This window comes from Sphingobacterium kitahiroshimense, from assembly GCF_025961315.1.
Classification (GTDB): domain Bacteria; phylum Bacteroidota; class Bacteroidia; order Sphingobacteriales; family Sphingobacteriaceae; genus Sphingobacterium; species Sphingobacterium anhuiense.
The window spans coordinates 1,463,363-1,490,002 of sequence record NZ_JAOQNK010000001.1; the positions used below are offsets into that span (position 1 = coordinate 1,463,363).

The 26,640-nt window shown below is 39.4% G+C and carries 28 protein-coding genes and 5 tRNA genes; 20 read left to right on the forward strand and 13 right to left on the reverse strand.

Going from position 1 to position 26,640, the window contains the following annotated elements; all coding sequences use genetic code 11:
- On the reverse strand, window positions 1-1,050 hold the full coding sequence (locus M2265_RS06685; protein WP_132771338.1) for an alpha/beta hydrolase: 1,050 nt from the start codon (window positions 1,048-1,050) through the stop codon (window positions 1-3).
- A gap of 242 nt (window positions 1,051-1,292) precedes the next feature.
- Here M2265_RS06685 and M2265_RS06690 point away from each other — a divergent pair, with 242 nt between their 5' ends.
- Together M2265_RS06690 and M2265_RS06695 are read left to right on the forward strand one after the other, a co-directional pair.
- On the forward strand, window positions 1,293-2,342 hold the full coding sequence (locus tag M2265_RS06690) for a L,D-transpeptidase (protein WP_132771337.1): 1,050 nt from the start codon (window positions 1,293-1,295) through the stop codon (window positions 2,340-2,342).
- Between the two features lie 92 nt (window positions 2,343-2,434).
- Window positions 2,435-3,196: a murein L,D-transpeptidase catalytic domain family protein gene (locus tag M2265_RS06695; protein ID WP_021189035.1), complete on the forward strand. Its 762-nt coding sequence runs from the start codon at window positions 2,435-2,437 to the stop codon at window positions 3,194-3,196.
- Window positions 3,197-3,243: 47 nt separating this feature from the next.
- On the opposite strand, the gene M2265_RS06700 is transcribed toward M2265_RS06695, so the two are convergent.
- The 3 genes from M2265_RS06700 to yihA all read right to left on the reverse strand — a co-directional run bounded on the left by M2265_RS06700 (window position 3,244) and on the right by yihA (window position 6,435).
- The gene (locus tag M2265_RS06700) at window positions 3,244-4,704 is read right to left on the reverse strand and encodes an alanine/glycine:cation symporter family protein (protein WP_132771336.1); all 1,461 of its coding nucleotides are present in this window, start codon (window positions 4,702-4,704) and stop codon (window positions 3,244-3,246) included.
- A gap of 168 nt (window positions 4,705-4,872) precedes the next feature.
- A complete protein-coding gene (locus M2265_RS06705) occupies window positions 4,873-5,724 on the reverse strand; it encodes a UbiA-like polyprenyltransferase (protein ID WP_132771335.1) in 852 nt (283 codons plus the stop codon).
- 3 nt (window positions 5,725-5,727) lie between these two features.
- Entirely contained in the window at window positions 5,728-6,435 is a 708-nt protein-coding gene (gene yihA, locus M2265_RS06710) for a ribosome biogenesis GTP-binding protein YihA/YsxC (RefSeq protein ID WP_132771334.1), read from the reverse strand.
- Window positions 6,436-6,719: 284 nt separating this feature from the next.
- Here yihA and M2265_RS06715 point away from each other — a divergent pair, with 284 nt between their 5' ends.
- Together M2265_RS06715 and M2265_RS06720 are read left to right on the forward strand one after the other, a co-directional pair.
- Window positions 6,720-7,661, forward strand: a complete 942-nt coding sequence (locus M2265_RS06715) for an ABC transporter ATP-binding protein (protein WP_132771333.1) — start codon at window positions 6,720-6,722, stop codon at window positions 7,659-7,661.
- Window positions 7,654-8,967 carry an ABC transporter permease gene (locus M2265_RS06720; RefSeq protein ID WP_132771332.1) on the forward strand — a complete coding sequence of 438 codons (1,314 nt, stop codon included), beginning with the start codon at window positions 7,654-7,656 and terminating at the stop codon, window positions 8,965-8,967. Before M2265_RS06715 ends, M2265_RS06720 begins: the two co-directional genes overlap by 8 nt.
- Window positions 8,968-9,143: 176 nt before the next feature.
- Here M2265_RS06720 and M2265_RS06725 read toward each other — a convergent pair whose 3' ends face one another.
- Together M2265_RS06725 and M2265_RS06730 are read right to left on the reverse strand one after the other, a co-directional pair.
- On the reverse strand, window positions 9,144-9,959 hold the full coding sequence (locus tag M2265_RS06725) for a PhzF family phenazine biosynthesis protein (RefSeq protein ID WP_243655446.1): 816 nt from the start codon (window positions 9,957-9,959) through the stop codon (window positions 9,144-9,146).
- Between the two features lie 120 nt (window positions 9,960-10,079).
- Window positions 10,080-10,484: a nuclear transport factor 2 family protein gene (locus tag M2265_RS06730; protein WP_132771331.1), complete on the reverse strand. Its 405-nt coding sequence runs from the start codon at window positions 10,482-10,484 to the stop codon at window positions 10,080-10,082.
- 123 nt (window positions 10,485-10,607) lie between these two features.
- Here M2265_RS06730 and M2265_RS06735 point away from each other — a divergent pair, with 123 nt between their 5' ends.
- Window positions 10,608-10,931, forward strand: a complete 324-nt coding sequence (locus tag M2265_RS06735; protein WP_021189043.1) for a winged helix-turn-helix transcriptional regulator — start codon at window positions 10,608-10,610, stop codon at window positions 10,929-10,931.
- Window positions 10,932-10,946: 15 nt separating this feature from the next.
- Here M2265_RS06735 and M2265_RS06740 read toward each other — a convergent pair whose 3' ends face one another.
- Genes M2265_RS06740 through M2265_RS06745 form a run of 3 tightly spaced genes read right to left on the reverse strand, consistent with a single transcriptional unit; the run spans window position 10,947 to window position 12,086 of the window.
- Window positions 10,947-11,270, reverse strand: a complete 324-nt coding sequence (locus tag M2265_RS06740) for a hypothetical protein (protein ID WP_031287704.1) — start codon at window positions 11,268-11,270, stop codon at window positions 10,947-10,949.
- 22 nt (window positions 11,271-11,292) lie between these two features.
- A complete protein-coding gene (locus M2265_RS26960; protein ID WP_317126553.1) occupies window positions 11,293-11,388 on the reverse strand; it encodes a hypothetical protein in 96 nt (31 codons plus the stop codon).
- On the reverse strand, window positions 11,364-12,086 hold the full coding sequence (locus M2265_RS06745; protein WP_319801167.1) for an SDR family oxidoreductase: 723 nt from the start codon (window positions 12,084-12,086) through the stop codon (window positions 11,364-11,366). Before M2265_RS06745 ends, M2265_RS26960 begins: the two co-directional genes overlap by 25 nt.
- A 125-nt stretch (window positions 12,087-12,211) precedes the next feature.
- On the opposite strand from M2265_RS06745, the gene M2265_RS06750 reads away from it, so the two are divergent.
- Both M2265_RS06750 and M2265_RS06755 read left to right on the forward strand, forming a co-directional pair.
- A complete protein-coding gene (locus M2265_RS06750) occupies window positions 12,212-12,565 on the forward strand; it encodes a winged helix-turn-helix transcriptional regulator (protein ID WP_021188877.1) in 354 nt (117 codons plus the stop codon).
- A gap of 325 nt (window positions 12,566-12,890) precedes the next feature.
- On the forward strand, window positions 12,891-13,331 hold the full coding sequence (locus tag M2265_RS06755; protein WP_132771330.1) for a nuclear transport factor 2 family protein: 441 nt from the start codon (window positions 12,891-12,893) through the stop codon (window positions 13,329-13,331).
- A gap of 77 nt (window positions 13,332-13,408) precedes the next feature.
- Here M2265_RS06755 and mnmA read toward each other — a convergent pair whose 3' ends face one another.
- Complete coding sequence (gene mnmA, locus M2265_RS06760) at window positions 13,409-14,500, reverse strand: tRNA 2-thiouridine(34) synthase MnmA (RefSeq protein WP_132771329.1); 1,092 nt, start codon at window positions 14,498-14,500, stop codon at window positions 13,409-13,411.
- A 187-nt stretch (window positions 14,501-14,687) separates the two neighbouring features.
- On the opposite strand from mnmA, the gene M2265_RS06765 reads away from it, so the two are divergent.
- The 6 genes from M2265_RS06765 to M2265_RS06790 all read left to right on the forward strand — a co-directional run bounded on the left by M2265_RS06765 (window position 14,688) and on the right by M2265_RS06790 (window position 16,810).
- A tRNA-Phe gene (locus M2265_RS06765) sits at window positions 14,688-14,763 on the forward strand.
- Between the two features lie 37 nt (window positions 14,764-14,800).
- Window positions 14,801-14,876: transfer RNA gene (locus M2265_RS06770), tRNA-Phe, on the forward strand.
- Between the two features lie 37 nt (window positions 14,877-14,913).
- Window positions 14,914-14,989 (forward strand) — tRNA-Phe (locus M2265_RS06775).
- A 37-nt stretch (window positions 14,990-15,026) separates the two neighbouring features.
- A tRNA-Phe gene (locus M2265_RS06780) sits at window positions 15,027-15,102 on the forward strand.
- 37 nt (window positions 15,103-15,139) lie between these two features.
- A tRNA-Phe gene (locus M2265_RS06785) sits at window positions 15,140-15,215 on the forward strand.
- Between the two features lie 434 nt (window positions 15,216-15,649).
- Entirely contained in the window at window positions 15,650-16,810 is a 1,161-nt protein-coding gene (locus M2265_RS06790; RefSeq protein ID WP_132771328.1) for a hypothetical protein, read from the forward strand.
- A gap of 204 nt (window positions 16,811-17,014) precedes the next feature.
- Here the strand turns inward: M2265_RS06790 and M2265_RS06795 are convergent, their stop codons facing one another.
- Window positions 17,015-20,068, reverse strand: a complete 3,054-nt coding sequence (locus M2265_RS06795; RefSeq protein WP_132771327.1) for a DNA polymerase III subunit alpha — start codon at window positions 20,066-20,068, stop codon at window positions 17,015-17,017.
- 7 nt (window positions 20,069-20,075) lie between these two features.
- On the reverse strand, window positions 20,076-21,224 hold the full coding sequence (gene dinB, locus M2265_RS06800) for a DNA polymerase IV (protein WP_132771326.1): 1,149 nt from the start codon (window positions 21,222-21,224) through the stop codon (window positions 20,076-20,078).
- A 76-nt stretch (window positions 21,225-21,300) separates the two neighbouring features.
- Here dinB and M2265_RS06805 point away from each other — a divergent pair, with 76 nt between their 5' ends.
- Window positions 21,301-21,540: a helix-turn-helix domain-containing protein gene (locus M2265_RS06805; RefSeq protein ID WP_206368172.1), complete on the forward strand. Its 240-nt coding sequence runs from the start codon at window positions 21,301-21,303 to the stop codon at window positions 21,538-21,540.
- Window positions 21,541-21,607: 67 nt separating this feature from the next.
- Here M2265_RS06805 and M2265_RS06810 read toward each other — a convergent pair whose 3' ends face one another.
- A complete protein-coding gene (locus M2265_RS06810; RefSeq protein WP_206368170.1) occupies window positions 21,608-22,036 on the reverse strand; it encodes a DUF2938 family protein in 429 nt (142 codons plus the stop codon).
- A 461-nt stretch (window positions 22,037-22,497) separates the two neighbouring features.
- Here M2265_RS06810 and M2265_RS06815 point away from each other — a divergent pair, with 461 nt between their 5' ends.
- The 6 genes from M2265_RS06815 to M2265_RS06840 all read left to right on the forward strand — a co-directional run bounded on the left by M2265_RS06815 (window position 22,498) and on the right by M2265_RS06840 (window position 26,634).
- Window positions 22,498-22,920 (forward strand): GNAT family N-acetyltransferase, encoded by a 423-nt coding sequence (locus M2265_RS06815; protein ID WP_132771324.1) that lies wholly within the window; start codon window positions 22,498-22,500, stop codon window positions 22,918-22,920.
- Between the two features lie 78 nt (window positions 22,921-22,998).
- The gene (locus M2265_RS06820; protein WP_132771323.1) at window positions 22,999-23,571 is read left to right on the forward strand and encodes a Crp/Fnr family transcriptional regulator; all 573 of its coding nucleotides are present in this window, start codon (window positions 22,999-23,001) and stop codon (window positions 23,569-23,571) included.
- Window positions 23,572-23,644: 73 nt separating this feature from the next.
- Window positions 23,645-24,727: a DUF418 domain-containing protein gene (locus M2265_RS06825; RefSeq protein ID WP_132771322.1), complete on the forward strand. Its 1,083-nt coding sequence runs from the start codon at window positions 23,645-23,647 to the stop codon at window positions 24,725-24,727.
- A gap of 234 nt (window positions 24,728-24,961) precedes the next feature.
- The gene (catA, locus tag M2265_RS06830; protein ID WP_132771321.1) at window positions 24,962-25,609 is read left to right on the forward strand and encodes a type A chloramphenicol O-acetyltransferase; all 648 of its coding nucleotides are present in this window, start codon (window positions 24,962-24,964) and stop codon (window positions 25,607-25,609) included.
- A 46-nt stretch (window positions 25,610-25,655) separates the two neighbouring features.
- Window positions 25,656-26,123, forward strand: a complete 468-nt coding sequence (locus tag M2265_RS06835) for a GNAT family N-acetyltransferase (protein WP_132771320.1) — start codon at window positions 25,656-25,658, stop codon at window positions 26,121-26,123.
- A gap of 76 nt (window positions 26,124-26,199) precedes the next feature.
- A complete protein-coding gene (locus M2265_RS06840; RefSeq protein WP_132771319.1) occupies window positions 26,200-26,634 on the forward strand; it encodes an N-acetyltransferase in 435 nt (144 codons plus the stop codon).
- Window positions 26,635-26,640: the final 6 nt, after the last annotated feature.

Genomic DNA, 26,640 nt, shown 5'->3' on the forward strand with positions numbered 1-26,640 from the left:
CTATTTCGCTAAAGCAATGCCATTTGCTTTTAGCATCGTTTTAAATTTCGGACTGCGAATATAGCTATTGAATGCATGGCTTTCCATACCCGAGAAGTCTGTTTTATCAAAGCAGGTATACTGCTTCACCAGCTCATTGTACACATTATCTTTATAGCCCAGGTCGGTCGGATTAAATTTATCGGCAAAAAAACCGAAAAACTTCTTCAGCATCTTATCTGTATTATTGATTGTAATGTGCATTTTTTTCACCTGTGGACTTATCGTACAGAAGGAGTCATTGCCTGCCTCCTGCGATTTAAAATCAGCTAATCCGATTGCCGGAGCTAGCATAATACAGGTAATCCGGTTTTTATTCTCCAAGAGTTCTTTCGCGTTTTCCACATCAACATTATGAATTTCCTTGATGTCTTTTACAAACTTCTCATTGAAATGCGGTTCCGCCAATGCACTCAGTACCACAGAAGCACCTCGACTGTGTGAAATGATATAGACATCTTTATTTGAAATCGTATTCAGCACACGCCTTAAACCAAACTCACCGGCCATCTGACTAAAGGAAGTCGCGGTAAACCAGATTTTTGCCCCGGCAAAAGGATTGCTCGTCCATAGCCCGTCCCAATAAAAACGCACAATCTCATCATCCTTAGCATTGACCTTAATAAGCTTCTGGATATAACCGTAACTCTCATTTACTTCTTCATTGTTTGCATTAAAGCCGTGAACAAACACAAAAACACGCTTCTTCGTTTTCACACGCTCTTTAAATTCCCTTAGTTTTTTCACTTCAAATCCCGTCAGCTCATCCGTGATACCTTTGTCTGCCGCGATTTTCATTAAAGAGTAAGCATCTCTTTTTCCATTACTAGGTGGGCTGCCGTACGTCTTACGCCAATTATCAGGATAAAAATTCCCGTTTTGATCCACAAAAGAATTGGAAATATTGGGTTTATCAAACGAATTCGGCTTCTGTGAAAGAGGCACATTGTGCATAATCCCACAGGACGATATAAATACAAGTATTATTAAGTAACGTAAGTTTGAAATCATATACATTAAAAATAGCAGAAATTATTGATACAACCTCATCATTATAAAATTGTTTTACTGCCATTCAATATATAGTCGATAAATGAAAAATTTAACTCTTACTATTCCGCGAGCAGCTTGTATCTTTAATCCATCCATGTAAATCTCGGCACTATGTTTGGTAATGAAATCATTCAGAAAAGGGGCATCGATACAATAATGTACCTTTTCTCAACAGTAAAAATCTTAATGAGCCCTGTTTTATGAAGCATTTGTACATTAAAAACATTTTAATATATAGTTTTTTCGTTTCCTTTTTGTTTATTTCTTGCCAACAAGGACAATCAAAAAATGATCCGGAAGAAAAGAAAAAGGAGAAAACAAAAGATTCAATCGATGCGATTAGAAAGAAAGAAGAAGAAATCGCGAAGGCCAAACCAAAAACAGCGGCAGATATTGAAATTACCAAAGAACTCCAGTACACCAAGTATACATTAGAAGACACTTATCCCTATAAAGATACAGTAAGGCAATTTCAATGGGATAAAATAAAAGAAAAACTGGCTTTTGTTGAGAATTTCCAGAACGGCAACGCTATTTATGGTGTGCTGCAAAACTATCAGAATTCAAATGGTGAGGCACCTACTATTCCACATTTCAAAAGAGATTCCTATAAACGTGTTGCTGACTCCCTAGGAACAGAACGCTACCAAGCGAGTCCCTTATATCGTGAAGGCGAAACCAAATTACCTTCCATTTATGGTAGAGATGGCTGGCTGGTTAAACTGCAGAGTAGCGATACGTTACAACGTGTCAAAGTGGAAGGTGTTTCCTTCGAAGGAACTTGGGAAGTACCAAAAAGATACCTCAAAACAATAGGCGATTCTGTCAGATTTGACAAAGTAATCGTCGTGGATGTTACAAACCAAAATATTTGTACACTGGATAAAACAGATAAAGGATGGGCAGTAAGAAGCATGAATCCAGCCACTACAGGCCGTCACAAGCCTCCTCATGCACAGGAAACTCCTACTGGAATCTTTGTTTTACAGGAGCATAAATCCAAGATGTTTTATTTCAAAGATGGCACAAAATCTATCGAAGGTTACGCCCCATTTGCAAGCCGTTTTACGGCCGGAGCGTACGTACACGGCGTTCCTGTCAATAATCCGAACGGTAAAGTGATCGAATACAGCTGGAGCTTAGGCACCATCCCGAGGTCACATATGTGTGTCAGAAATGCGTCATCACATGCACAATTTGTTTATAAACGGTCAAAAGACTTCCAGACTTTGGTAATAGTTATTGATTAACGATAATTAAGATACTGATTAACAATTTTTTACACTTTTTAACTATCTTTAGTTCTTAAATTTGCTATCGAAAAACAAATAAGGGATAAAGTATGGAGAAATTAGTGTTCATTTTATTTATGGGTTTGTATGCAGCGTTGTTCTCAGAATCTAAAAATGTAGTACCGACAGAAATTCATAAAAAAGAAATTACAGTTAAAAAGAAAATATCAAAAGTAGATGCACTCTACGAAAGCATGAATCTCAAAGATGTAGTCAATTATAAAGCATTTAAAGAAGCGATGGAAGGCTATAGATTACTTCCCGCCAAAAACAAAGATGTATTATCAATCATTGACTTCACTTTACCATCTACCGAAAAAAGGCTTGTCGTCCTAGACCTTAAAAACGAAAAAGTCCTTTTTCATTCGCTCGTTTCACACGGTAAAAATAGCGGTAGTAATTACGCTACTTCTTTTTCAAACACGCCGGAGTCATTCCAAAGCTCATTGGGCTTTTATGTAACGGAGAATACTTATCAAGGTTCAAATGGTTACTCTTTGGTTTTAAATGGACTGGAAGAGGGCTTTAATGATAGAGCCAAATCAAGAGCTGTAGTAGTTCATGGCGCAGATTATGCAAATCCACGCATCGTAAGTTCATTGGGACGCTTAGGACGAAGCTACGGCTGTCCTGCGCTGCCTAGAGAGTTAGCGAAGCCTATTATCAATACCATTAAAGATGGATCATTACTATTCATCTATGCCGACAACCAGGAGTATATAGCCAAATCAAAAGTGCTGAATCACCGGGATGATCTTACCGCCTACTATGAGAAAGATATGGCCGGAGATAAATTCGGAAAAATGAATTAAACATAAAAAAATCCCTCAACACTTGTTGAGGGATTTTTTTATTCCTTTTATTTCTCTTTATCCCAGAACTCCGCATTCTTAATTCCCAGTTCCTTAGCACTGAATGTTGGATTCATATCCCCTCTTTTACGCTTCACTTTATAATCCTGCCATACCTTGAGCGCTGTTTTACTCATCAGTAAGATCGCGATCAGATTGACATAAGCCATCAGCCCTACACCGATATCACCGATTGCCCAGGCAATCTCCGCTGTTTTCACAGAACCATAGTATACCGCCGCAAGAAATACAATACGCAATATCCAGGTGACCGCCGGACTTACCTTATTAGAAAAGATATACGATAAGTTGGTTTCCGCATAGTAGTAATAAGCCATAACCGTCGTAAATGCAAAGAAAAACAAAGCGATGGCCACAAAGCCATTTCCGATCAATGGAAAATGATGCGACACCGCCGCCTGTGTAAAGGCCGTGTAATTGACCCCTGGTATATGCTCCGATATAAAACCGACCAGTTGACCGGCTCCATCAAATTGCCCCACATTATACTGATTGGTAAATAAAATCATAAGTCCTGTTGCTGTACAAACGAATATTGTATCCACATACACCGAAAAAGCCTGTACCAAACCCTGCTGTGCAGGATGACTAACATCCGCTGCGGCCGCAGCATGCGGTGCGGTGCCCTGTCCGGCCTCATTACTATAGATGCCACGCTTGACACCCCAGGCAATCGCCATGCCCACAACGCCGCCAAAAGTGGCATTCAGGCTAAATGCAGAACTGAAGATAAGACCAAACACATCCAGAATCTGTGTATAATTTAAAGCGATGATCACTAAAGCCATTAAAATATACGCTCCCGCCATAAACGGCACCACTAGTTCAGCCACTCGGCCAATACGCTGTACACCGCCGAAAATAATAACAGCCAACAAAACCACCACTCCAATCCCCGTATAAGCAACAGGTATTTCAAATGCATTGTGCATCGAAGATGCAATAGCATTACTTTGCACGCCGGGAAGTAAAAAGCCTGTACTTGCAATGGTTATTAAGGCAAACAGAACCGCATACCACTTCACACCCAGACATTTTTCAATATAATAGGCAGGACCACCTTTAAACTCATCTCCGACCTGCTGTTTGAACACCTGTGCCAGCGTAGACTCCACGAAAGCAGATGCAGCACCTAGGAAAGCAATCGCCCACATCCAGAAAATTGCACCCGGACCTCCCATATAGATCGCCGTGGCCACTCCGATGATATTTCCTGTACCCACGCGGCCCGAAATTGCCAATGCAAAGGCCTGAAAAGATGATATACCCTCGTCCGACTGCTTTTTCTGAAACAGCAATCGCAGCATATCTTTAATATAGGTCAACTGCAGAAATCCAGTCCGTACAGAAAAATACAGACCCGTCAACAGACACAGGTAAATAAAAACATCACTCCACACCAGCTCCGATGCGATTTTTACAAAATTTTCAAAATTATTATCTACCATAATCTAAGCTTTTACAAATAATTGGTGTACACATCCTAATAACAAGCCCTGAAAATATAAATTTTTATTCAGGATGGCACAAAAAATATAGCAGAAAATACAAAAAGCCAGATTAATCAAGATTAATCTGGCTTTGACCATAAAAAATATAAATCTGGACGCTATCGGCTAATGCACGATAATATCCAGCAGATAGAAAACTGCAAAAATAACAGATGCGATACCATTGGTCGTCATAAAAGCGCGATCTACGCGGCTAAGATCTGTTGGACTCACAATCCGGTGCTGATAGATTAGCAAACTGCCATAAAAAACAACACCCAGATAATAGAACCATCCCACCTCCATATACAGAACCGGCAAGAGCACAAATATAAACGAACATACATGCAGGATTTCGGAAAAACGTAGCGCTCCTTTAGTACCCAACAATACTGGAATGGAATTCAGCTTATGCTCACGGTCAAACGCCTCATCCTGCAGAGCATAGATAATATCAAAACCGCTCACCCAGCACAATACGGCAAGGCCGTAAAGTACAGGAACAATATGAAACTGACCCGTTACCACAAGATATGCACCCACCGGAGCAAGCCCCAAACCTAGACCGAGCACCAGATGACATAAAGCCGTAATACGCTTAGTATAAGAATAAAAGAGCACGACAAATAAAGCAATAGGTGACAACATAAAGCATAAACTGTTGATAAAGTAAGTCGCAACGACAAAAAACACACAGTTTATGATTGTAAATAGCAATGCCCCTCTAGCAGAAATCCGCCCCGCAGGTATATCGCGCATTGCTGTCCGCGGATTCAAAATATCGATATCACGGTCCAGGTAACGGTTAAAGGCCATAGCCGCATTACGTGCGGTCACCATACACACCAGCATTAATACGAGTAACTTCCAGTCAAAAGTATGATTGGTGGTATGTAAAGCCAGGAAAAAGCCAATAAAAGCAAAAGGCAATGCAAAAATACTGTGCGCAAACAGTACGAGGGACAGATACTTCTTCATGGACTACTCCTCTTCACCAGCGTGACGATAACGATCTGGATCCACATCACCATATTTATCTTCATCCCCTTCTTCATACCCGACTTCATCACTAGGAGCCGTTAAATCAGGCATAACAAAACGGGTATTGATATCCCCGATCGTCTCTAAAATAGCATCACAGCCCGACTTCACTTCAGCAGAAGTTAGGAAACACTTTGGAATTTCCTCAAACCACTCCGCTAATGCTTTTCTAAATTTAGACATATTCACATCAGACTTCACGTTAGACTGCTTATCAGCTTTCGTGAATACTAACATAAAAGGTAAACCCCGCTCACCTAACCAGTAACAGAATTCAAGATCTATTTTTTGAGGCTCATGACGGCTATCGATCAAAACAAATATACACTGCAAATTATCGCGATGCGTCAAATAACGGCGAATAAATTTCTCCCAAGCTTCACGGTTGGACTTCGATGTTTTTGCAAAACCATAACCCGGTAAATCCACTAGAAACCAATCGTCATTGATGATAAAATGGTTGATCAGTTGCGTCTTACCCGGTTTTTGAGAAGTTTTAGCTAAACCTTTCTTACCAACCATAGCATTGATCAGTGATGATTTACCCACATTGGAACGACCAATAAAAGCATACTCAGGGAGTTTGCCTTCTGGCAATTTATCAACTCGTGTATTACTACAGATGAATTCGGCTTTTTTAATTTGCATCTTGCAAAGGTAGCATAAAACTATCCTTTTGACAAATTGAACTCCGATCCGTTTCATTATTTAAAAACAAAAATGGAGGCAAAAGTGTAACGTTTCACAGATCAGCTTTACTAATGATAAAAATATGCTGGTAAACATGGCCATCTAACGCGCATCGGTATAAATAAATACCGAAATACAGCAGGAGAGCATTTTGCTATAACACATGAAAGCACCAGGAATACCATGCCAGATAACCGATTAAAAAAAATAGATTAAACACATATGACTAACCAAAATAATACATGCTTTTAGAAATCAAAAATGTTGTAAAAGACTATGCCAGTCATAGAGCGCTGGACCATGTCTCCCTCAGTATTCCCAAAGGAAAAATATTCGGACTTTTAGGACCCAATGGGGCCGGCAAAACCTCTCTGATCCGGATCATCAACCAGATCACAGGACCGGACTCGGGCGAAATACTATTCGATGGAGAGCCATTAGCACCCAAACATATCGAACGAATTGGCTACCTCCCAGAGGAAAGAGGCCTTTACAAGAAGATGAAAATAGGAGAACAAATGCTTTACTTATCACAACTTAAAGGACTGAGTAAGAAAGAATCAAATGATCGAATAAATCATTGGTTTGAGAAGCTTGACATTTTGTCATGGTGGGATAAAAAGATTGAAGACCTTAGTAAAGGTATGCAACAGAAAGTACAGTTCGTTGCGACCGTACTCCACGAACCTGATCTTATTATCTTGGATGAGCCCTTCTCCGGATTTGACCCTGTAAACGCCAGTTTAATCAAAGATGAAATCCTTGAATTGAACCGAAAAGGGGCTACAATCATCTTTTCGACGCATAGAATGGAGTCCGTCGAAGAACTTTGCGACCACATTGCACTTATTAACCGCTCCCAAAAGATCCTTGACGGCAATATTCATGACATCAAAAACAACTATAAAAATCAGACCTACAAAATCGAATTACAGGCCGTTAATGATGAAAAATCAATACGTATAGAAAATCTATACCATTTAAAAAATATAGAACAATCTGAAAACAAAATAATTATCACTATTAAGTTAAATCAAGACATTAGTATCAATCAAGTACTCACAAAGCTCTTACCTCTGGCCGAAATCCATCAAGTATTAGAAATAGTACCCTCTATCAATGACATTTTCATCGAGCAAGTGACCCTATCCAACAACGCTAAAAAAGAAACCGACCATGCATAAGATACTACTCATAATTCAGCGCGAATACTTTTCCCGTGTCAAAAAGAAATCATTCTTATTGATGACTTTTCTAGTCCCATTATTTTTCATTGCGCTTTACGGAGGGATATTTTATCTGACCAAGAAAAGTTTCAAAGACGCCCATGCACATGTATATATTCTGGATCAGCAGGGCAGTTTTGCAAAGCAGCTGAAAAGCGACCCTAACATTACTTTTACTGTCAGCGACCGCTCATTGCAGGATCTTAAAAAGCAGATTAAAGACGATGAGCAGAACAGCTCCATCCTGGTCATTCCGAAAGAAATTTATCAGCAGTCTACCATCGAGCTGATTTCAGCAGATAAAGCCAATATCACGATCCAGAATGCAATAGCAAGACAGCTTGAAGGCATCATCCGCATCGGCGAATACAAGAAGCTAGGTATCGACCCAGAGCTGTTACAATCGGTGCAGCCTCATATCAGCGTCAATGCCAAAGAGCTAACAGAAGGTGGCGAGGAGAAAAACAGTAACACAGGTATTGCTATGGGTATCGGTGTAGGTTTAGCCGTATTGGTTTACTTATCGCTGTTTCTTTATGGTGTACAGGTGATGCGTGGTGTAATTGAAGAAAAGAGCAATCGCATTATCGAAGTTATCATCTCATCGGTCAAACCTTTCCAGCTTATGATGGGCAAGATCATCGGTATCGGAATGGTCGGGCTCACCCAGTTCCTACTCTGGATCATCTTGACCGGAGGCCTGGTTTTTGGAGCCACCAAACTGATCAATAAAGAAACCGTAGAACAGGCTGCAATGCAACAAGGAGGTCCCGGCATGAACACGGTCAGTCAGGCACCGGCTTCAGGTCTTGGATTTGGCATTTTACAACATCTGGAATCAGTCAATGTCACCGAAATTATCGTTTGCTTCTTTCTGTTCTTCCTATCCGGTTATTTACTTTACAGCGCCATCTTTGCTGCAGTAGGATCGGCAGTGGATAGTGAAACAGAAGCCAACCAATTTACCATGCCCATTACCATGCCTTTGCTATTGACCTATGTCTTGTCGTTTGGAGTCATTATTAACGATCCTAACGGCCCCATTGCAACATGGCTAAGCTTTATACCTTTCACCTCCCCTATTGCCATGCTGGTCCGCATTCCGTTCGGTGTACCCACCTGGCAGATTGCTGTATCGCTGGCATTGTTGGTAAGCACCTTTCTACTGGTCACCTGGTTAGCAGCCAAAATATACCGTGTAGGTATCCTCATCTACGGAAAAAAGGCAAACTGGAAAGAAATCATCAAATGGATGAAGTACTAAACCCTTTTAAACGTAACAAAAACAGCTCTTTATTAATCCTAAAGAGCTGTTTTTAGTTTTAATTACCGTAAAACAAACATTTTAATATTAGGGACGATTTTTCACAATTTGTAGTGAAACCCAAAAAAAATATATCAGACGCATCTTACGACACGAAGTACATCAATACTGTTTGATCAAATATAAATCTCGCCTTTCATATAAAGCACCGCATTTCCTGCCAGCTCTACCCTGTCGCCCAGCAGACGGCAGTATACTTCACCCGTACGTTCTGAAAGCTGAAATGCCCTCAATTCAGTTTTATTGAGTTGTCCTGCCCAATAAGGCGTCAGCGTCGTATGTGCCGAGCCACAGACAGGATCTTCATTAACACCGACCACAGGTCCAAAAAAGCGGGAAACAAAATCATGGTTTTCTCCCCTCGCCGTTACGATAAATCCCCTTGCAGCCATACCAGTCATCAAAGGTAGATTGGGTTTTAAAGCCTCGATATCATTTTGCTTCTCGAAAACCAGCATATAATCAGTCTTTCCGCGATAAGCTGCAATCGGTTTTTTATCCGTTACTGCCAGCAGTGCATCGGTCAATTCAGTTTCCGAAAACTGGTCTGCAGGAAAATTGAGCACAAATTTATCCTGCTGTACGCTTACGGGAAGTTTGCCACTTCTTGGCGAATAAAAATTAATCGTTTCCTTTACTTGCTTTTCACAATGGGCCAAAACGTAGGCCGTGGCAAGAGTTGCATGACCACAAAGATCTACTTCCGATGCAGGTGTAAACCAACGGATTTCATAACCATCACCTTTAGGCACATAAAAAGCGGTTTCCGATAGATTATTTTCTGCGGTGATCTTTAATAGAATATCGTCCGCCAGCCACTCCGTTAAGGGACAAACGGCCGCAGGGTTTCCTTTGAATACCATATCCGTAAAAGCATCTACCTGATAAATTGTTAATTTCATATTCTTATTCCTTTTAAACAAAGTTATCATATAAGTCTTAATGGATACAGATACAGCAACACGATTTTTATAGGATACAGCACAAAACACAGTTAATGCAATTAGGCAAAGCAGAACCCTAAAATCTTACCCTCATTTCCCCTTCAAATCTTAATTCTTCGCTGCACTGTTCCAAAAATCATCTTCCACTTCAATTCTTTCTGAAAACAGCCAGACTTCTTTTATTTTGTCATATTCGATCCGCAATAGATCGACACCTTTCATCGCAAGTGTCCCCTCACCTTTTGCTGCTTTGAAATGAATTGAAGCTGCCACAAGATTTCCATTATCACTTGTATATTCAATATCATCAATAGCAAAGGTACCGTTGCTCCATTGCATAAAGTTCCCCAAATGAGCAAACACCGCAGCTTTTCCGGTATACGTTCCAGATTGAACACCTTTTCCCGGCTGATGCCATACAATATCATCTGCAAATAAACTTCCGACTGTATCAAAGTCTCCTGTTGCTACCGCATTAAAATACGACTGCACTATTTTTACGTTTTTTGACATCCTATTTAATTTTATAAGTAAGTAAATTATATGACAAATTTCTACATTTGCAGTACAATAGTCAAGTACCTACCTAAAAGTAGGGTACTTACGTTAAAGTAATAATTACTGATTTACAGCACAATGAATATAAATATAAATATTTCTGACGAAAACTGTCCCCTAAGGAAAACACTTGAAATCATTGGCGGAAAATGGACCATGCTCATTATTTTCCAGATTAACGAACGCACCATCCGTTACGGCGAACTGAAGCGCTGTATTGTCGGAATCAGTGAAAAAATGCTGATCAGCCAATTGAAGTTTTTATGCGATAAAGATATTGTCCATAAAAAGTCCTTTGCCGAAATCCCGCCAAAGGTCGAATATACCTTGACCGAAAAAGGAAAAGAATTGCTACCCATTATTCAGACCATCATCCAGTACGGCCTCAAGCATGACATTTAACCATACAAAAATACCTTATCCTGTAATTTTCAATGATTGTACCTGCTCATTAACAATCCGAACATGGTAAAACAGTACAACAGGGCTTCCAGTAAAATTTCCAGAAACTACTGCTTTTAATATGCTTTCGGTTTCTCCTTTTTTATAGCTCAATGGCTTCATGACGGTTTTATATTGCTCATTTGCTGCGACAATCCAATTTTCAATTTCTTTTCTCCCCCTGTATGTATTACTCTTGTCAACAATCAGGGCTGTTTCGGAAAAAAAAATTGCATAGGAGACACAATCAAAATTGTTCTGCGCACGAACTAATGCGGCCATTACTTGTGGTATGTTCATTTCAAGTGTTTTTTTAAGGTTTTTAAATTGTTGGAATTGTACCTCCGTCAATAATAAATTCTGTTCCTGTCAAATAAGCCGCTCTTGGTGACACTAAAAAACCGACCAATTCGGCCACTTCCTGAGGTTCTGCCGGTCGGCCATAAGGAATACCCCCAAACTTTCCATGACCTGCTGCACCGCTTCATCAACAGAAATACCAGTTCTTTTCGCGATTTCATCCATCATCCCTGTAGCACCATCTGTTTTGATCCAGCCCGGAGAGACTGTCAACACCCGAATACCTTTTGGTGAAACTTCATTTGATAAGCTTTTACTATAATTCACCAATCCTGCTTTAGCCGCTGCATAAGGTAATGTGGCATCATACAAAGGCAATCTAGCCTGAATAGAAGCTATATGAACGATAACGCCGTTTCCGCGAGCTATCATCTGAGGCAAAAACCCTCTATCCAGACGAACCGGAGCCAGCAAATTTGTATAAAACGTCTTTTCCCAATCCTCATCACTCAAAACAGCAAAGCCTCCTCCTTTCGTTTCAGAACTGCCCATATTGTTTACCAAAATATCCAGCCTGCCAAATTGTTGCAGTATTTCACCTACGACCTTTATCGTACCAGAGGACGTACTTAAATCGGCCGGAATAAAGTGTAATTTTCCATTATCCTGCAGAGGTTCATTTCTTGCTGTAATGATTACGGTCGCCCCGGCATAAAGCAACCGCTCCGCAATGGCCCTACCTGTTCCCTTTGTACCGCCAGTTACCAAAGCAATTTTGCCCGATAATTCATCATTAAAATTAAATTCCTGTTCCATGTTCTAAAATATTTAAAACAAAGGTCTGCGACACAGCCGGTTTACACAAGTACGGAAAAACGAATTGCATAGGGATAAATTTTTCCCCTATTGCACATTTTGAAACATAGCCATAGCTTTGTCGTATGTATGAAAAAAAAATACCCCTAGATCTAAATTGTGGTCTCGACCTCATCGGTGAAATACTGTATGGCAAATGGAAAATTCGTTTACTTTGGTTTATAAATGCAGGACATCAACGCCCAAGCGAACTCCAGCGCAAAATTCCCGGAGCCTCCCGCCGCGTATTGCATATACAGCTAAAAGAATTAGAACAGCACGAATTGATTGTAAAGAAAATATATCCGATTGTCCCTCCAAAAGTGGAATACAGCCTGACCGAATTTGGTAAAACTTTAATTCCAGTAATCGCGGCTTTAGGACAATGGGGCGATGATCATGAAGAGCGTTTACGAAATATCATTACGAAGCTTCAATAAATTAAAAATCACGAAGATACTGATAGATAAAACAACACTCTTATTGTTTTAAGAGACAACTCCTGTAGAATAGACAAGTGAGAATCGCCAATTTCAGATCATAGCAAGATAGGCAAATTGCTTTGCGACAAATAAAACTCCCGTTTACCGGATTTTTTACCGAGCTTTTCAAATTCACAAAAGATTCACCGAATCCTCCCCTCCATTTACCGAGTTTACCCGACTGTTCACCTGATTACCATTCCGACTTTTAGCCCCCTTATATACCTTTGATTCAATCAATTAAATAATTCACAAATCAAAAAAACTTAAAAAGCTAAAAATCATGAAAAATTCACTAAACTCAATCTTTATCGTATTTGCATTAATCGGAGCATTAGTCGCAATGACGAGCATGAGTTTTGCAAAAGGAAAGACTCCGAGAAACACAAATCCCATAACGGTAATTGACAGTTACGTACAGATCGCTGCAGATGGTAATACAGAAGGTATACAGCACTTGTTCTCCGATGACTTCAAATGGACCCAATCATCCAATGCAAAAACAAAAACATACAGCAAATCAGAAGTTGTCAATTTTTTAAAGTCAAGCAAAGGACTAAAGCAGAACTGTAAAACAACCTACACCATCATGGAGAAAAATGAGAACTGTGTTATGGCCAAAGTAGAAATGAAGTATGACAATTTCACAAAAGTTGAATGTATCACCCTATGTAACGTAAATCAAGAATGGAGAATCAATCAAATCATCGAATCTTACAAATAGCAACGAGCCCACGCAACGAAAAAAGGTCTTAAAATTGAATTTTAAGACCTTTCCTATTTTATATAAATCTGTATAGACTATTTCATTAAGAAGCCACCACCGATCAAATCATTGCCTTCATAGAAAACAGCCGATTGACCAGGAGCAATACCTTTTACATTATGTACAAAGTCGATCTTTACCATGTCCCCCTGTTGTGAGATTGTAGATAGAGCACCAGCATCTTTATAACGCACCTTAGATATCGCTTCCATAGGCTGCTCCAAAGAAGCATATTTAACCAAATTTACATTCCGCACATAAGCGAATGATTTTTCAAGCTCATGTTCTTCACCCAGCACCACGGTATTACTCTCCGGAAGGATCTCGACTACAAACATCGGTTTACCCAATGCGATACCAAGACCTTTACGCTGTCCGATCGTAAAATAAGGATAACCGATATGCTGTCCTACCACAGTACCATCTGTTAGGATAAAGTTACCAGGACCGATCTGTTGATCCAAAGTAGGCACTTTATGTCTTAAGAATGCACGGTAGTCATTATCCGGTACAAAACAGATTTCATAGCTTTCCGCTTTATTAGCAAGCTCCACCTGTCCCATATCCAATGCCATCTGGCGAATTTCTTTTTTCGTGAACGATCCCAATGGAAATTGCGTACGTGCCAGGTTTTCCTGTGCAACACCCCAAAGTACATAAGACTGATCTTTGTTTTCATCCTTACCTTTCGAAATCACGTAACGGTTATTATCGTGAAGACGAATATTGGCATAGTGACCTGTAGCAATAAATTCGCAGTCCAATTTATTGGCGCGTTTCATTAAAGCCTCCCATTTGATATGGGTATTACACAATACACAAGGGTTTGGCGTACGGCCGGCAATATATTCATCAACAAAGTTGTCAATAACAAAATCGCCAAACTCATCTCTAATATCCAGTATATAATGTGGGAAACCATAATTCACCGCCAAAGAACGTGCATCGTTGATACTATCCAAGCTACAGCATCCGGTCTCCTTAGACGAGCCACCAGAAGCAGCATAGTCCCAAGTCTTCATCGTGATCCCTATGACTTCATATCCTTGTTCATGAAGCATGACAGCCGCGACCGAACTGTCAACACCCCCACTCATAGCAACTAATACTCTTCCTCTTTTACTCATTTTATTTTATTGAAATGCAAAGATAGGCTATTTGAAATTTTTACGTGTTAATTTCTTGTAAATTTTATCTGTATCAAAATCAAGTCTTTCAAAAAAATACATGAAATAAATGGGTGAAAAATTTTAGAATTCGAATTATCGGGGTATATTTGCATCGCATTCAAAGTTAAACGGGGATGCAGGTTAAGGTGCCATAGCTCAGTCGGTAGAGCAAAGGACTGAAAATCCTTGTGTCGCTGGTTCGAATCCAGCTGGCACCACCAGATCTGAAAGTAACAGATTTAAAACAAAAACTTGGAAGGTGCCATAGCTCAGTCGGTAGAGCAAAGGACTGAAAATCCTTGTGTCGCTGGTTCGAATCCAGCTGGCACCACCAAATCTGAAAGTAACAGATTCAAAATAAAAACTTGGAAGGTGCCATAGCTCAGTCGGTAGAGCAAAGGACTGAAAATCCTTGTGTCGCTGGTTCGAATCCAGCTGGCACCACCAGATCTGAAAGTAACAGATTTAAAACAAAAACTTGGAAGGTGCCATAGCTCAGTCGGTAGAGCAAAGGACTGAAAATCCTTGTGTCGCTGGTTCGAATCCAGCTGGCACCACCAAATCTGAAAGTAACAGATTTAAAACAAAAACTTGGAAGGTGCCATAGCTCAGTCGGTAGAGCAAAGGACTGAAAATCCTTGTGTCGCTGGTTCGAATCCAGCTGGCACCACCAACAAAGTCCATCTCAAACGAGATGGACTTTGTTATTTATACCCCTACTTCACTTATCACTACATTACTGATTTCTCCGTCACTACATTACTGGTTACTCTGTCACTCATTACCGGTTACTCTGTCACTCATTACCGGTTACTCCGTCACTCATTACTGGTTACTCCGTCACTCATTACTTCGTCACTTGTCACTCTATATTGAATATCAATAAAATGATAGTATTTCTTTTTGAGAAGCTCTATTTGTTACATAAACAATACCGGGGTCAAATGATCTAATTCCCTCATAACAGAGCTCCAGGCATCATTTCTAGGATTGATGTAAAATATTTTTTCCCAACATCAAGAATTTAACACGATCTACTGGTTTTTCCAAAAGAAATATTACATCTTTAAGTGTAAGAAAATTAATTTAAACCAAATTATAGCAGCTATGAACCGAGTATTACTTAAGCTGGAGAGAGTCATACTATATTATGGCATTCCACATTTAAATGAAGAAGAACATGTTAAAGCCGATCAAAACCTTCTTGCTATCATCTTCCAGTTAGAACAAGAATTTGTTCTACGACATGGCAACAAAGAAATATTATTACTAACACGCAAATCATTCAGGCTGTTCTATAGACAGTTATGCAATTTGTTGGATGAGCTCTACCGTTATAAACATAAACAGGCCGATGAAACAATTCTCAAATACTACCAATTCCTGATCCATATTGAAACCAGCTATAGCAAGGATATGGACCCACAGGCATCGCTTACACAATTTCACCTTCATGTCTTAAAAACAGAAATCATGGAGCAGTTTCCTGCTCTAAAAGCTACTTTAATAGAAAAAGATGTTTCCGAATGCTTTCTAATTGAGATTCAGCACGTATTGGAAGATCAGTTCCGTGCGCCCGGACGGAACCTCAGCTATGAACAACAATTATTCTTCATCAAACTTCTAAGGGTACTCAGACACATTGCCCACGATACGTGGGACAGGGATTATAACCATTGTTTTATTAAATTTATGATCAGTATAAATTTCAATCACATCGGTTTTCTCAATCAATGTTTCGATTTGCTGGATAAAACATTAGAAGATATAGCCGACATAGATAAACAACGGAACTATCTGAATGATATCCTGTTCAAATTGAAACAGGTGGCACGCTATTCTACGGTACAATTTGACAGCAAAAGTAATAGTTTATCTAAAAAACTGATCCAATATGTCAAAAAAAAGATCAGCAGCACAGGCGAAATACCCGCATCCAGCAATTACGACAGCGATGAGAACAGGAGTATCTTTAGTAATTTAACCGCGGGAGGACTTACCGTATACCACCACTATTTTCAAAAAGTGAAATTTTCAAAAGGGGAAACTAAAAAACTGGGGGGACAAAACTTTGTAAATCCTATTTATACAGCCAATGGGATAAAGATGACCGAAGCACAGCACCTCAAGTTTGACAAAACCAAACTTCATCATGAGATTCGTATTCTGAAAAATAAACTGATGGCTATTATCGATCAGCTCAATAAGGATCTGGATGATTCGGCAACATCATCTAAAAACAAGCCTAACACAGCTAGCAACCATTGATTGGCCTACCCTCAAAAAAGGGTAGGCTAAAATAAACTGCAGATCGCCCTATCTCCTTCCAAAACAGGGACGCTAAATGAATCAAAACCACTTCGGTTCACACTCGTTTATCTGATTTACTCCCCTGGGCTTACCTTTTATATCCTCATATCGCATATCACTGACTGATTTACTCACAACTTTAATTGTCACAGCGCAACTTGGTTACTCCTTCACTGTTTTCATCCTGGGCAGCCCAATCTCATGTTCTTGTGGGTAAGGAGCTCTAAAAGTCATGCTGACATCTTCTCTCATACGTTCCTGCACTTCATACTTCTTTTCCTCATCATGTGAGTAACGTGGATCAGGAATAAAAGGCATCTTTGCCATCTTCGTTATGGTTATGGTCGGAAAATGGAAGTCCACTTCTACCGTTCCTAAGAGTAAATAGCATCCGCCCCCTTGAAAAGGATACCGTTCCAGACAGTCCGGAAAATGAGCCGTATCAAAATAATCACCATTGTTGTCCACCCAGGTTCCGAAATACATGATTCCCCTTTTTGTAGGTACATGCTTCCGTGAGATCAGATAAGCAAGCATTTTGACCTCCTTTTTATGATGTTGGATTAGATCTTTAGCCATCACTGTTCCCCTATACTTTGTCTGCAGCAGATCGAAGGGTGTACATGAGACCGGAAAACTTAAGATTTCTATCTCGTCAAAAGCATCCTCAAAGATGTTGCGTTTCAATTCCGGAAATTTAAAATGCTTGACAGGCTCCTCAAATAGGGTTTCAGCGCGACGTCCAGGTTTAAAATCACCGAGCAGCACCCTAGATTTTAACAATAGCTCATTTTTGGGCACACCGCTGAACCGAAAAGCTCCAATAAAGATCAAAATCTGCAAGGTTTCAATACCGATCGGAATACGTTTAATAAAATCTTCCAAAGAGCGATACTCCCCATTTCTGATCCTTTCTTCAGGAATCAACCGGCCAAGTTTCGCTTCCACTTTCTCCAGATGCATAAATCCCAGATAAATCTCATCACCATAGATGGTAGTCTGCTGCTCACTCCTGTTCACGCATGGATTCAGGATCTTGGCGCCAGACATCCGGGCCTCATGGATGTACACTTCCGTTCTGTAGAAACCGCCCATATTATTGATGACAGATACCATAAATTCAAGAGGATAATAGAGTTTGAGGTATAAGCTCTGGTAACTCTCCACGGCATAAGAAGCAGAATGCGCCTTACAGAATGAATATCCAGCAAAAGATTCAATCTGCCGGTAGATTTCTGTACTCAGTTCTTCCGGATGCCCCTGTTGCCTGCAAGATTCAAAAAAATCATCCTTTACTTTTTGAAGCGCCTTACGCGATCTGCCTTTTCCACTCATGGCCCTACGCAATATATCACCATCAGCAGCAGAAACCCCGCCATAATGGAGTGCAATTTTAATCACATCTTCCTGATAAACCATAATACCATAGGTGTCACCGAGCTGTTCTTCAAATATCGGATGAAAATATTCAAACTGATCTGGATTATTATGCCTAAAAATATATTCCCGCATCATACCACTTTGCGCTACACCGGGACGTATAATCGATGATGCCGCCACCAGCACCTTATAATTATCACATTTCAATCTTCGCAGCAGACCGCGCATCGCAGGACTTTCAATATAAAAACATCCGATCGTTTTCCCCCGGCTTAAAAATTCATTACATAGAGCTTCATCCTTGGAAAGCGTCGTATCCCTAATGTTTACTTTAATTCCCCGTTTTTCTTCCAATAGTTTCACCGTATCATTGATAGTCCCGAGTCCACGTTGCGACAGAATATCAAATTTATCAAAACCGATATCCTCCGCAACATGCATATCCCACTGCACGATCGGAAAACCTTTGGGAGGCATTTCAAGAACCGTAAAATTGGTAAGCGGTTCCTCAGAGATAATAATCCCACAGGCATGCATGCTGCGCTGATTGGGAAACTTTTCCAATAACTTTCCATACTCCTGCACTTTCTGGACCACCTGATCTTTAAAAATTTTTTCCGGATTTTTGGTCAGTTCATCGAGCTCCTCTTTCGGTAAACCAAATACCTTACCCATCTCACGAATAATGGAACGGTACTTAAATTCGACATTCGTACCACAAAAAGCAACATGGTTTTTTCCATAACGGTCAAAGATATATTTCAATATCATATCCCGCTCCTGCCAGCTCCAGTCAATATCAAAATCGGGCGGACTTTTTCGGTTTAAATTTAGAAATCGCTCGAAGTAAAGATCCAGTTCCAAAGGACAGATATCCGTTATGCCCAAGCAATATGCAACTATGCTGTTGGCTCCGCTTCCCCTACCCACATGCATAAAACCCATGTTGTTGCTATAGCGGATGATATCCCAAGTAATGAGAAAATAACCGCTGAAATTTAATTCATCGATCACCTGAAGTTCCTTTTCAACACGCTGTTTCGCTATTGCATGATCCTTGCCATAGCGTCTTTCCAGTCCTGTATAAGCCAGTGCTGTTAATTTATTGATATCGTGCTCCTTTGATCCTTTGTAGTGTCTTTTATTTCTCCGTGTGGTAAACGCAAATTCGAACTGGCATACCGAAAGTATATTTTTGGTATTCGCAATGATTTGCGGATAATGCTGATAAGCCTCCAATAGCGATTGTTCCGACCTCAAGTACTCCCATTTACTGCAAATTTCACTTTTCGGCAATTTCGACAGCAGCATATTGTTGTCAATTGCTCGCAGTATCCGGTGTAGATTAAATTCCTTTTTCGTTGTGAAAGTCACAGGTTGCAGGATCACCATCTTTGCAATCAGCGCCTGATACTCTTTACGGAATAAGCTATTCAGTTCTTCCTCCCGGATGCCGATATATTCATTTTCATGAAGTTGCGCAGGAATATTGCTTAAGGGATAGATCACAAAACAGTTTGGAAAATCAGGCTGTGCCGGCAGGTCAATCCCATCGCAATTATAGGAAGTCAAAACCCGGTTCACCTCTCCGATACCCTGAAACTCTTTTGCAATGGTAATATAAAGCAGCTCACTTCCTCTGCGAACTTCAATACCAGCAATCGGTTTGATGTTCTTTTCTTCACATTTCTTTTTGAATTCATAGATGCCCGAAATGGTATTGATATCCGTCAGCACAAGCTCCTTTAACCCCAAGACGGCGGCCTGCTCCACGAGCTCCTCTATGGAAAGTGTTCCATAACGAAGACTGTGAAAAGAGTGGCAGTTAAGAAACATAAGACAATTAAGTTGAAAAATTAAAACCTACTGCCCTCCCCACCGCATCACTGCCATAGCGCATTTTGATGGCATCCATTGCCTGATACAGATTGATAAGCTGTGTATTGTCTTCAAACAAATTCATTTGGTAACTTCCGTGCACCAGATCAGTAAACCGAAGTCCCACCAATCGAAGACGCATCCGTCTGGTATAAATTTTATCAAAAAGTTCTAAAGCGATCCTTGTCAGTGTATGATCTGCAGAGGTATAAGTGACACGGCATTGTTTCGTTTCCGTATCAAAATTAGAGTACCTGATCTTGACTACTACGGTGGAAGTCAACCATTTTTCACAGCGCAGCTGGTAAGCCAGCTGTTCGGCCATACCCGAGATGAGGCTTTTCACGACACGAATATCCGTGGTGTCGCTATTAAAAGTTCTTTCCTTGGAAATCGATTTTCTTTCCGAATAGGGCATAACAGGAGTTTCATCAATCCCATTTGCCTTTTTCCATAAATCGACCCCATTTTTCCCGATCATCTGCTGCAGCACCTCAACAGGAATTTCGGACAATGTACCTATTGTACGGATCCCAACTCGTGATAAGAGCTGGAAAGTAGCATTCCCCACCATCGGCATCTTTCTAATGGATAATGGATTAAGAAAAGAATGAACACCCACTGAAGGTATTTCACGATGACCATGAGGTTTGGATTCGCCTGTGCCGATTTTACTGACCGTTTTATTAATAGATAAAGCATAGCTGATAGGCAAACCTGTTTCCTTTTCAATTTTGGCTCCCAGTTCATTGGTCCACTTATAAGCCCCGAAAAATTTATCCATCCCGGTCAGGTCAAGATAAAACTCATCGATAGAAGCCTTCTCCATTACTGGAGCACTTTCTTCAATCACTTCTGTCACCGTATGGGACATCTTGGAATATAATTCCATATCCCCTTTTACTACCCTGGCCTGAGGACAGAGCCGTAATGCCATCTTCATCGGCATCGCAGACCGCACACCAAAAGTTCTTGCTTCATAACTACAGGAAGAAACCACTCCCCGATCCCCTCCACCAATAATCAATGGAATATCGTTGAGTTGCGAATTTACCAGCCGCTCACAGGATACAAAAAAGGTATCCAAATCCATATGTACAATCGCTCTATTCATTTCACTAAATTATTTAGTAAAAATGCTAATATTTTTCACATTTATCCTTACATTTGATGTGATTAATATTCACAAAATGTCAACACTATCGATTTTGTCTGATAATATCAGGTACCTCAGGATGCAGATACCCGGACTTACACAAGGAAAAATTGCTGCTGAACTAGCTGTTACAAGAGATTCTTATGCGAAATACGAAATCGGGAAAACGGCTCCACCACTAGATGTGCTCTTAGCGCTATCGCGCTACTTTCAGGTCAGCACCGATCAATTACTCACTGTTGATCTCAGGAAATATAAACTACAAGAAATATAGCGCTTAGCGACTCGGTTATTCACGCTCCGTACAGATAATAAAAACTTACGATTATAATAATATTTGGTTATAAAATGAGCTTATTCAAGAGTAATGCGGTTATATATAATCCAAAACCATATATAGCATGTGCCTGTAGGCTTCTTAATCGCGCCGTGACAGGCTTAAAAGTTTTAGATGCGGCGATGCCAAAACCAAACGCAGGCTGCATCATAAACCAAGGAGCAGCAGTAGTCGCAACTCCGACAATTATACAAACTAAAAATGTTGGTTGGTACAACCAGTCCAGCCCGCAGATCAATAAAAGTAAAAGCGCAAATGAAATACCGATGAGGTAATGTGCCATCCAGCCCAAAGCCCTTTCACCAGTGATTTTTTCAGCATGCACAATGTTTTTATGAGCGAAGACACCCTGTTTAAAATGACCTATCCAACGCCCTACAAGAGCATAATCCAAAGAGGGAATTTTAAAAAGCAGTTTTGATAAATAAAGCATACAAATCCATAAAAAACGTGACACCAACGCCGATAAATATGGAATAACTGATGTATTGTGATAGGATGTTCATGCGCTTGTTATTTTATAAAATTAATTTCTCTTTACTGATTGGCTGTATCCACTTTTGAGGTTATGATTTTCCTGTGCCATCATTCTAACATTTTAATGATTCAAAGTTAGCATGCTTCAACCGATAATAACTGACACATATCCTTGGGAAAACTGCACAAATCAAAGGAATCGCAACAGAGAACAGCAATAAACATTAACTTTATCAGGTTTAGATTATCATACTATGAATAGGGTCCTGTATTAAATTATATCCCATTCAAGTATATTGCCTCTTATCAGGATATTACCCCTCAAGCCTTAAGCGGCATATATAAGTACATTTTTTAACCTGAGTTCAGCGTTTACTGTAAAAAATACCAGAATTTTGTTCACTAATATATACAAGCATGATTAGAAAAATTAACATAACAGATTATCCCACTCTGATAAAAATATGGGAGAGTGCAGTATCAAATACACACGATTTTCTTAAAGAAGAAGATTTCAATTATTATAAAGAACATATCCCAAATTATTTTGAACATGTTAAACTATTTGGATATGATGACAATGGGACTTTAATTGGATTTATGGGGATTTCTGGTGAAAATCTTGAAATGCTATTTATTCACCATAATGCTCGCGGCAAGGGAATCGGAAAAAAGCTGGTGACCCACGGTATAGATCATTTCAAGATCTCCAAAGTGGATGTTAATGAACAAAATTTACAAGCCGTTGGATTTTATACGCATATCGGATTTCAGATACTGAACAGATCCGAAATTGATGGACAAGGCAAAGCATATCCGATTTTACATATGGGATTATAATCTTGCTTTTAACCCAAACGCCTCATTATTTTAGCGTAGTTTAGCTTGCCATAACAAAATGAAAAAGACCATGCGGATATGACCGAAGAAATACAACTCAAAAAAATAGATGAACTGATTCAAAATTTAGATTCTGAAACCTTATCCGCTTTAGAAAATATTCGAGAATTAAAAAGATATAAAAAAGGGGAATTTCTCTTACATCAAGATAAACTATGTCGGTATAGTTTCTGGATTGAACAGGGAATCCTACGAAAATTCTATTGGAATGATACGAAGGAAATTACAACCGAGCTTATTTTTGAACATGATATTGCGGTTTCATTTGATAGCTATGTACTTCAAAAACCCAGTAAAGAATTTATTCAAGCCGTCACAGATGTAACGGTTTACCAGACCGAGGCGCAATCATTTCAGATGCTTAAAGCAAAGTTCCCAAAACTGGTTGAACTTGATCTGATGATGACAGAATATTATGCGATGTGGCTCGAAAAAAGGTTATTTGAATTTCGAACACGCAATGCAACTGAGAGATACTTACAGTTACTCCGGCAACAGCCTCACATTATTCTTGAAGTTCCACTTACCTATATTGCTTCTTATTTAGGCATATCCATGGAAACACTGAGCAGAATCAGATCCAAAATTTGATTATTTGACCTAAATCAAATGGAATGCAGATTCAATCTTAGAAATTTGAATTTTCATTTAAACATTCAATATTATGGGTAACAAAAGTAGAATTATTGGGTTTGATTTAGCTAGAGCATATGCCATTTTTGGAATGTATATTGTCAACTTTAATATGGTGTTTGGGAATTATAACGACACAAGTCCGGTCGGAAAATTTCTATCACTTTTCAGTGGAAATTCAAGTACTATATTTGTCATGCTTGCAGGAATGGGAATAGCTTTGATGACCAATAGACCACATTATACGGCCGAAGAGAGGAAAAAACTAAGACATACTGTTTTAAAAAGAGCATTGTTCCTATTCGTTTTAGGATTGTTGCTCAGCATATGGTGGCCAGCAGATATCCTGCATTTCTATGGATTATACCTATTCATTGCCACTTTTCTTTTATTTTTACCCACAAGATATTACCTGATCGCTAGTATTCTATCAATCTTGGTTTTCCATGTGTTACTGCTTATTATTCCATTCGAAAAAGGATGGAACTTTGATACTCTTGAATATACCGATCTATGGTCGATACCGGGATTTATACGAAACACATTTTACAATGGCTGGAACAGTGTTTTTCCTTGGATAGCCTATTTTACCACCGGAATGTATCTCGGCAGATTAAATTGGACATTATTGATCACCAAAAAAAGGGTATTTCTATTAGGAGCAGCACTTTTTATACCCGTTACCATATTACAGATCTGCGCTCAAAATATTTTTACCAATAAAGAATTGATAGAGATCATTACTGCAGATTACCTTCCTCCCCTTTTACCATTTTTGTTGAGCACAATAGGTTTTGGACTGATGCTGATCGCAGGTTTCATGTATAGCAGTTCGTTTTTTTTAGAAAATAAATTTATCCAAAATTTAGCAATAACTGGACAAATGACCCTCACCCATTACATCGCGCACTTAACCATCGGAATGATTATTTTTTCACTCCTCTCCGGTAAACCCTATGGAGCAAAGATCAATCAAACAGATTCTGTACACCCCTTGTGGATATTAACATTCTCTATAGTATATTTTATCTTCAGTTACTATTTCAGCAAAATATGGAAGACAAAATATAAGAATGGCCCCTTGGAAACGCTGATGAGAAAAATATCAAGTTGATACCTGAATGGCGATACTGATTTAGCCTGTATTACAACCACATGGCCAATCCTCTGCAACATGCATTTTCCAGTTCCGACTTTCATAATGTGGTTAAACAATGTGGCGCTAAATACAATTTCTCTGCGTAGAATTTCACATTTCGTTCTTGTCTGGCATATTTTGTAACTTGTATCCAATAACTCAAAACAAACTAGGCGTATAAAAATACACCTATTAAAAAACAATACGATCATGACAGCATACAAAACAGTAAATATAGAAAAGTGGAACCGGAAGGAACACTTTGATGCTTATCGTGATGCGATAAAGTGCGGATTCAGTTTGACCGTTAAATTAGATATTTCAGCGGTTATTCCTTTTGTAAAAGAACAGGGATTTAAATTTTATCCTGTGATGATTTATCTGCTGTCAAAAGCCGTGAACCAACATCCTGAGTTTAAAATGGCAATGAAAGATGGTGACTTGATTATTTGGGATTCTGTAAACCCGGTTTATACCGTCCTTCATCAGGACACAGAAACTTTTTCTGCACTTTCTGTACCCTATACGGCCAGCTTCCAGGATTTTATAGCCAGCTATAACGCGGTCCTTCAAAGAAATGAAAACAATAGGAGCTTCCTCCCTGAAAAAGCTCCCAAAAATCATTTTAATATTTCGGCACTTCCGTGGATTCATTTTGAGAGTTTTAACCTCAATATTGCTGATTTTACGGACTATTTTGCCCCCAGTTTTACTTTTGGAAAATACCAGACGGAAGGAAACAAAATCCTTATGCCATTGGCCGTACAAGTGCACCATGCCGTTTGCGATGGCCTACATGTTGCCAAATTGATCAACACCTTACAGGAATTTTGCACGACCATTCAAAAACTTAAATAAAGCTAAAAAGATAATGAAATCGATTTTAATTTAGCTCGAAAAACATATGGATATTAGAAAAGCAACACCGGCAGATCTTCCACAGATAAAAATACTTTATTCCCTGCTATTTGAACAGCTGGCAAACTATGAACCGGATTACCTTCAGCCTGCCCTTCAGGATGAAGCTTTTCTTCAGCAAGTAGTTGCCGCAGCAGATAATTTTGTTGCATTCATTTACACTATAGATGGAGAGGCAAAAGGTTTTGCCATTGCAAAATTAGAGGAAAGCCCGCCCTATAATTGTTTTGTTCCGTTAAAATGCATGTATTTAATGGATATTGTGGTTGATCAGAATATGCGCGGAAAAGGAATTGGAAAAGCATTGATTGACCGCATCAAGCAATGGGCAAAAGAGCAGGAAGCAGATTATCTAGAACTAAGTGTACTGGCAAAAAACACCTTAGCAGAGGCATTGTATCTGCGTGAAGGTTTTGAAACCTTTAGTAAATCTATGCGAATGAAAATAAAATAGCAGGTTATTGATTTCAATAAAACGCTATCGTTAAATTAAAATATATGGAACGACTTAAAACCCTTAAGAATTTAATATGATAAGAATTGCTGTACAAGATGACTACAGTCATTTAATTGATATCTGGCTGGAAGCTTCAATAAAAGCACATCATTTTATAGATTCATCCTTCTGGATCAATAGCGCTCAAAAGATGAAAGATATTTATTTACCATCCAGTAAAACATGGATTTTGGAAGATGAATCGAATAGTATTAAAGGTTTTCTATCAGTCGTAGACGATCATATTGCAGCCTTATTTATAAGTCCTGCTCATCAAGGAGAAGGATACGGTTCTGCACTTCTGCAGTTCATAAAGACAAAATGTGATCAGCTTTCGTTAAATGTGTACGCCTTGAATGAACAAGCAATCCATTTTTATCAGAAACACGGTTTTCGGATTATCGAAGAAATGTTGGACGAAAATACAGGCGCAACAGACTGCCGAATGGAATGGATAAAGGCCAAATAATCTTAA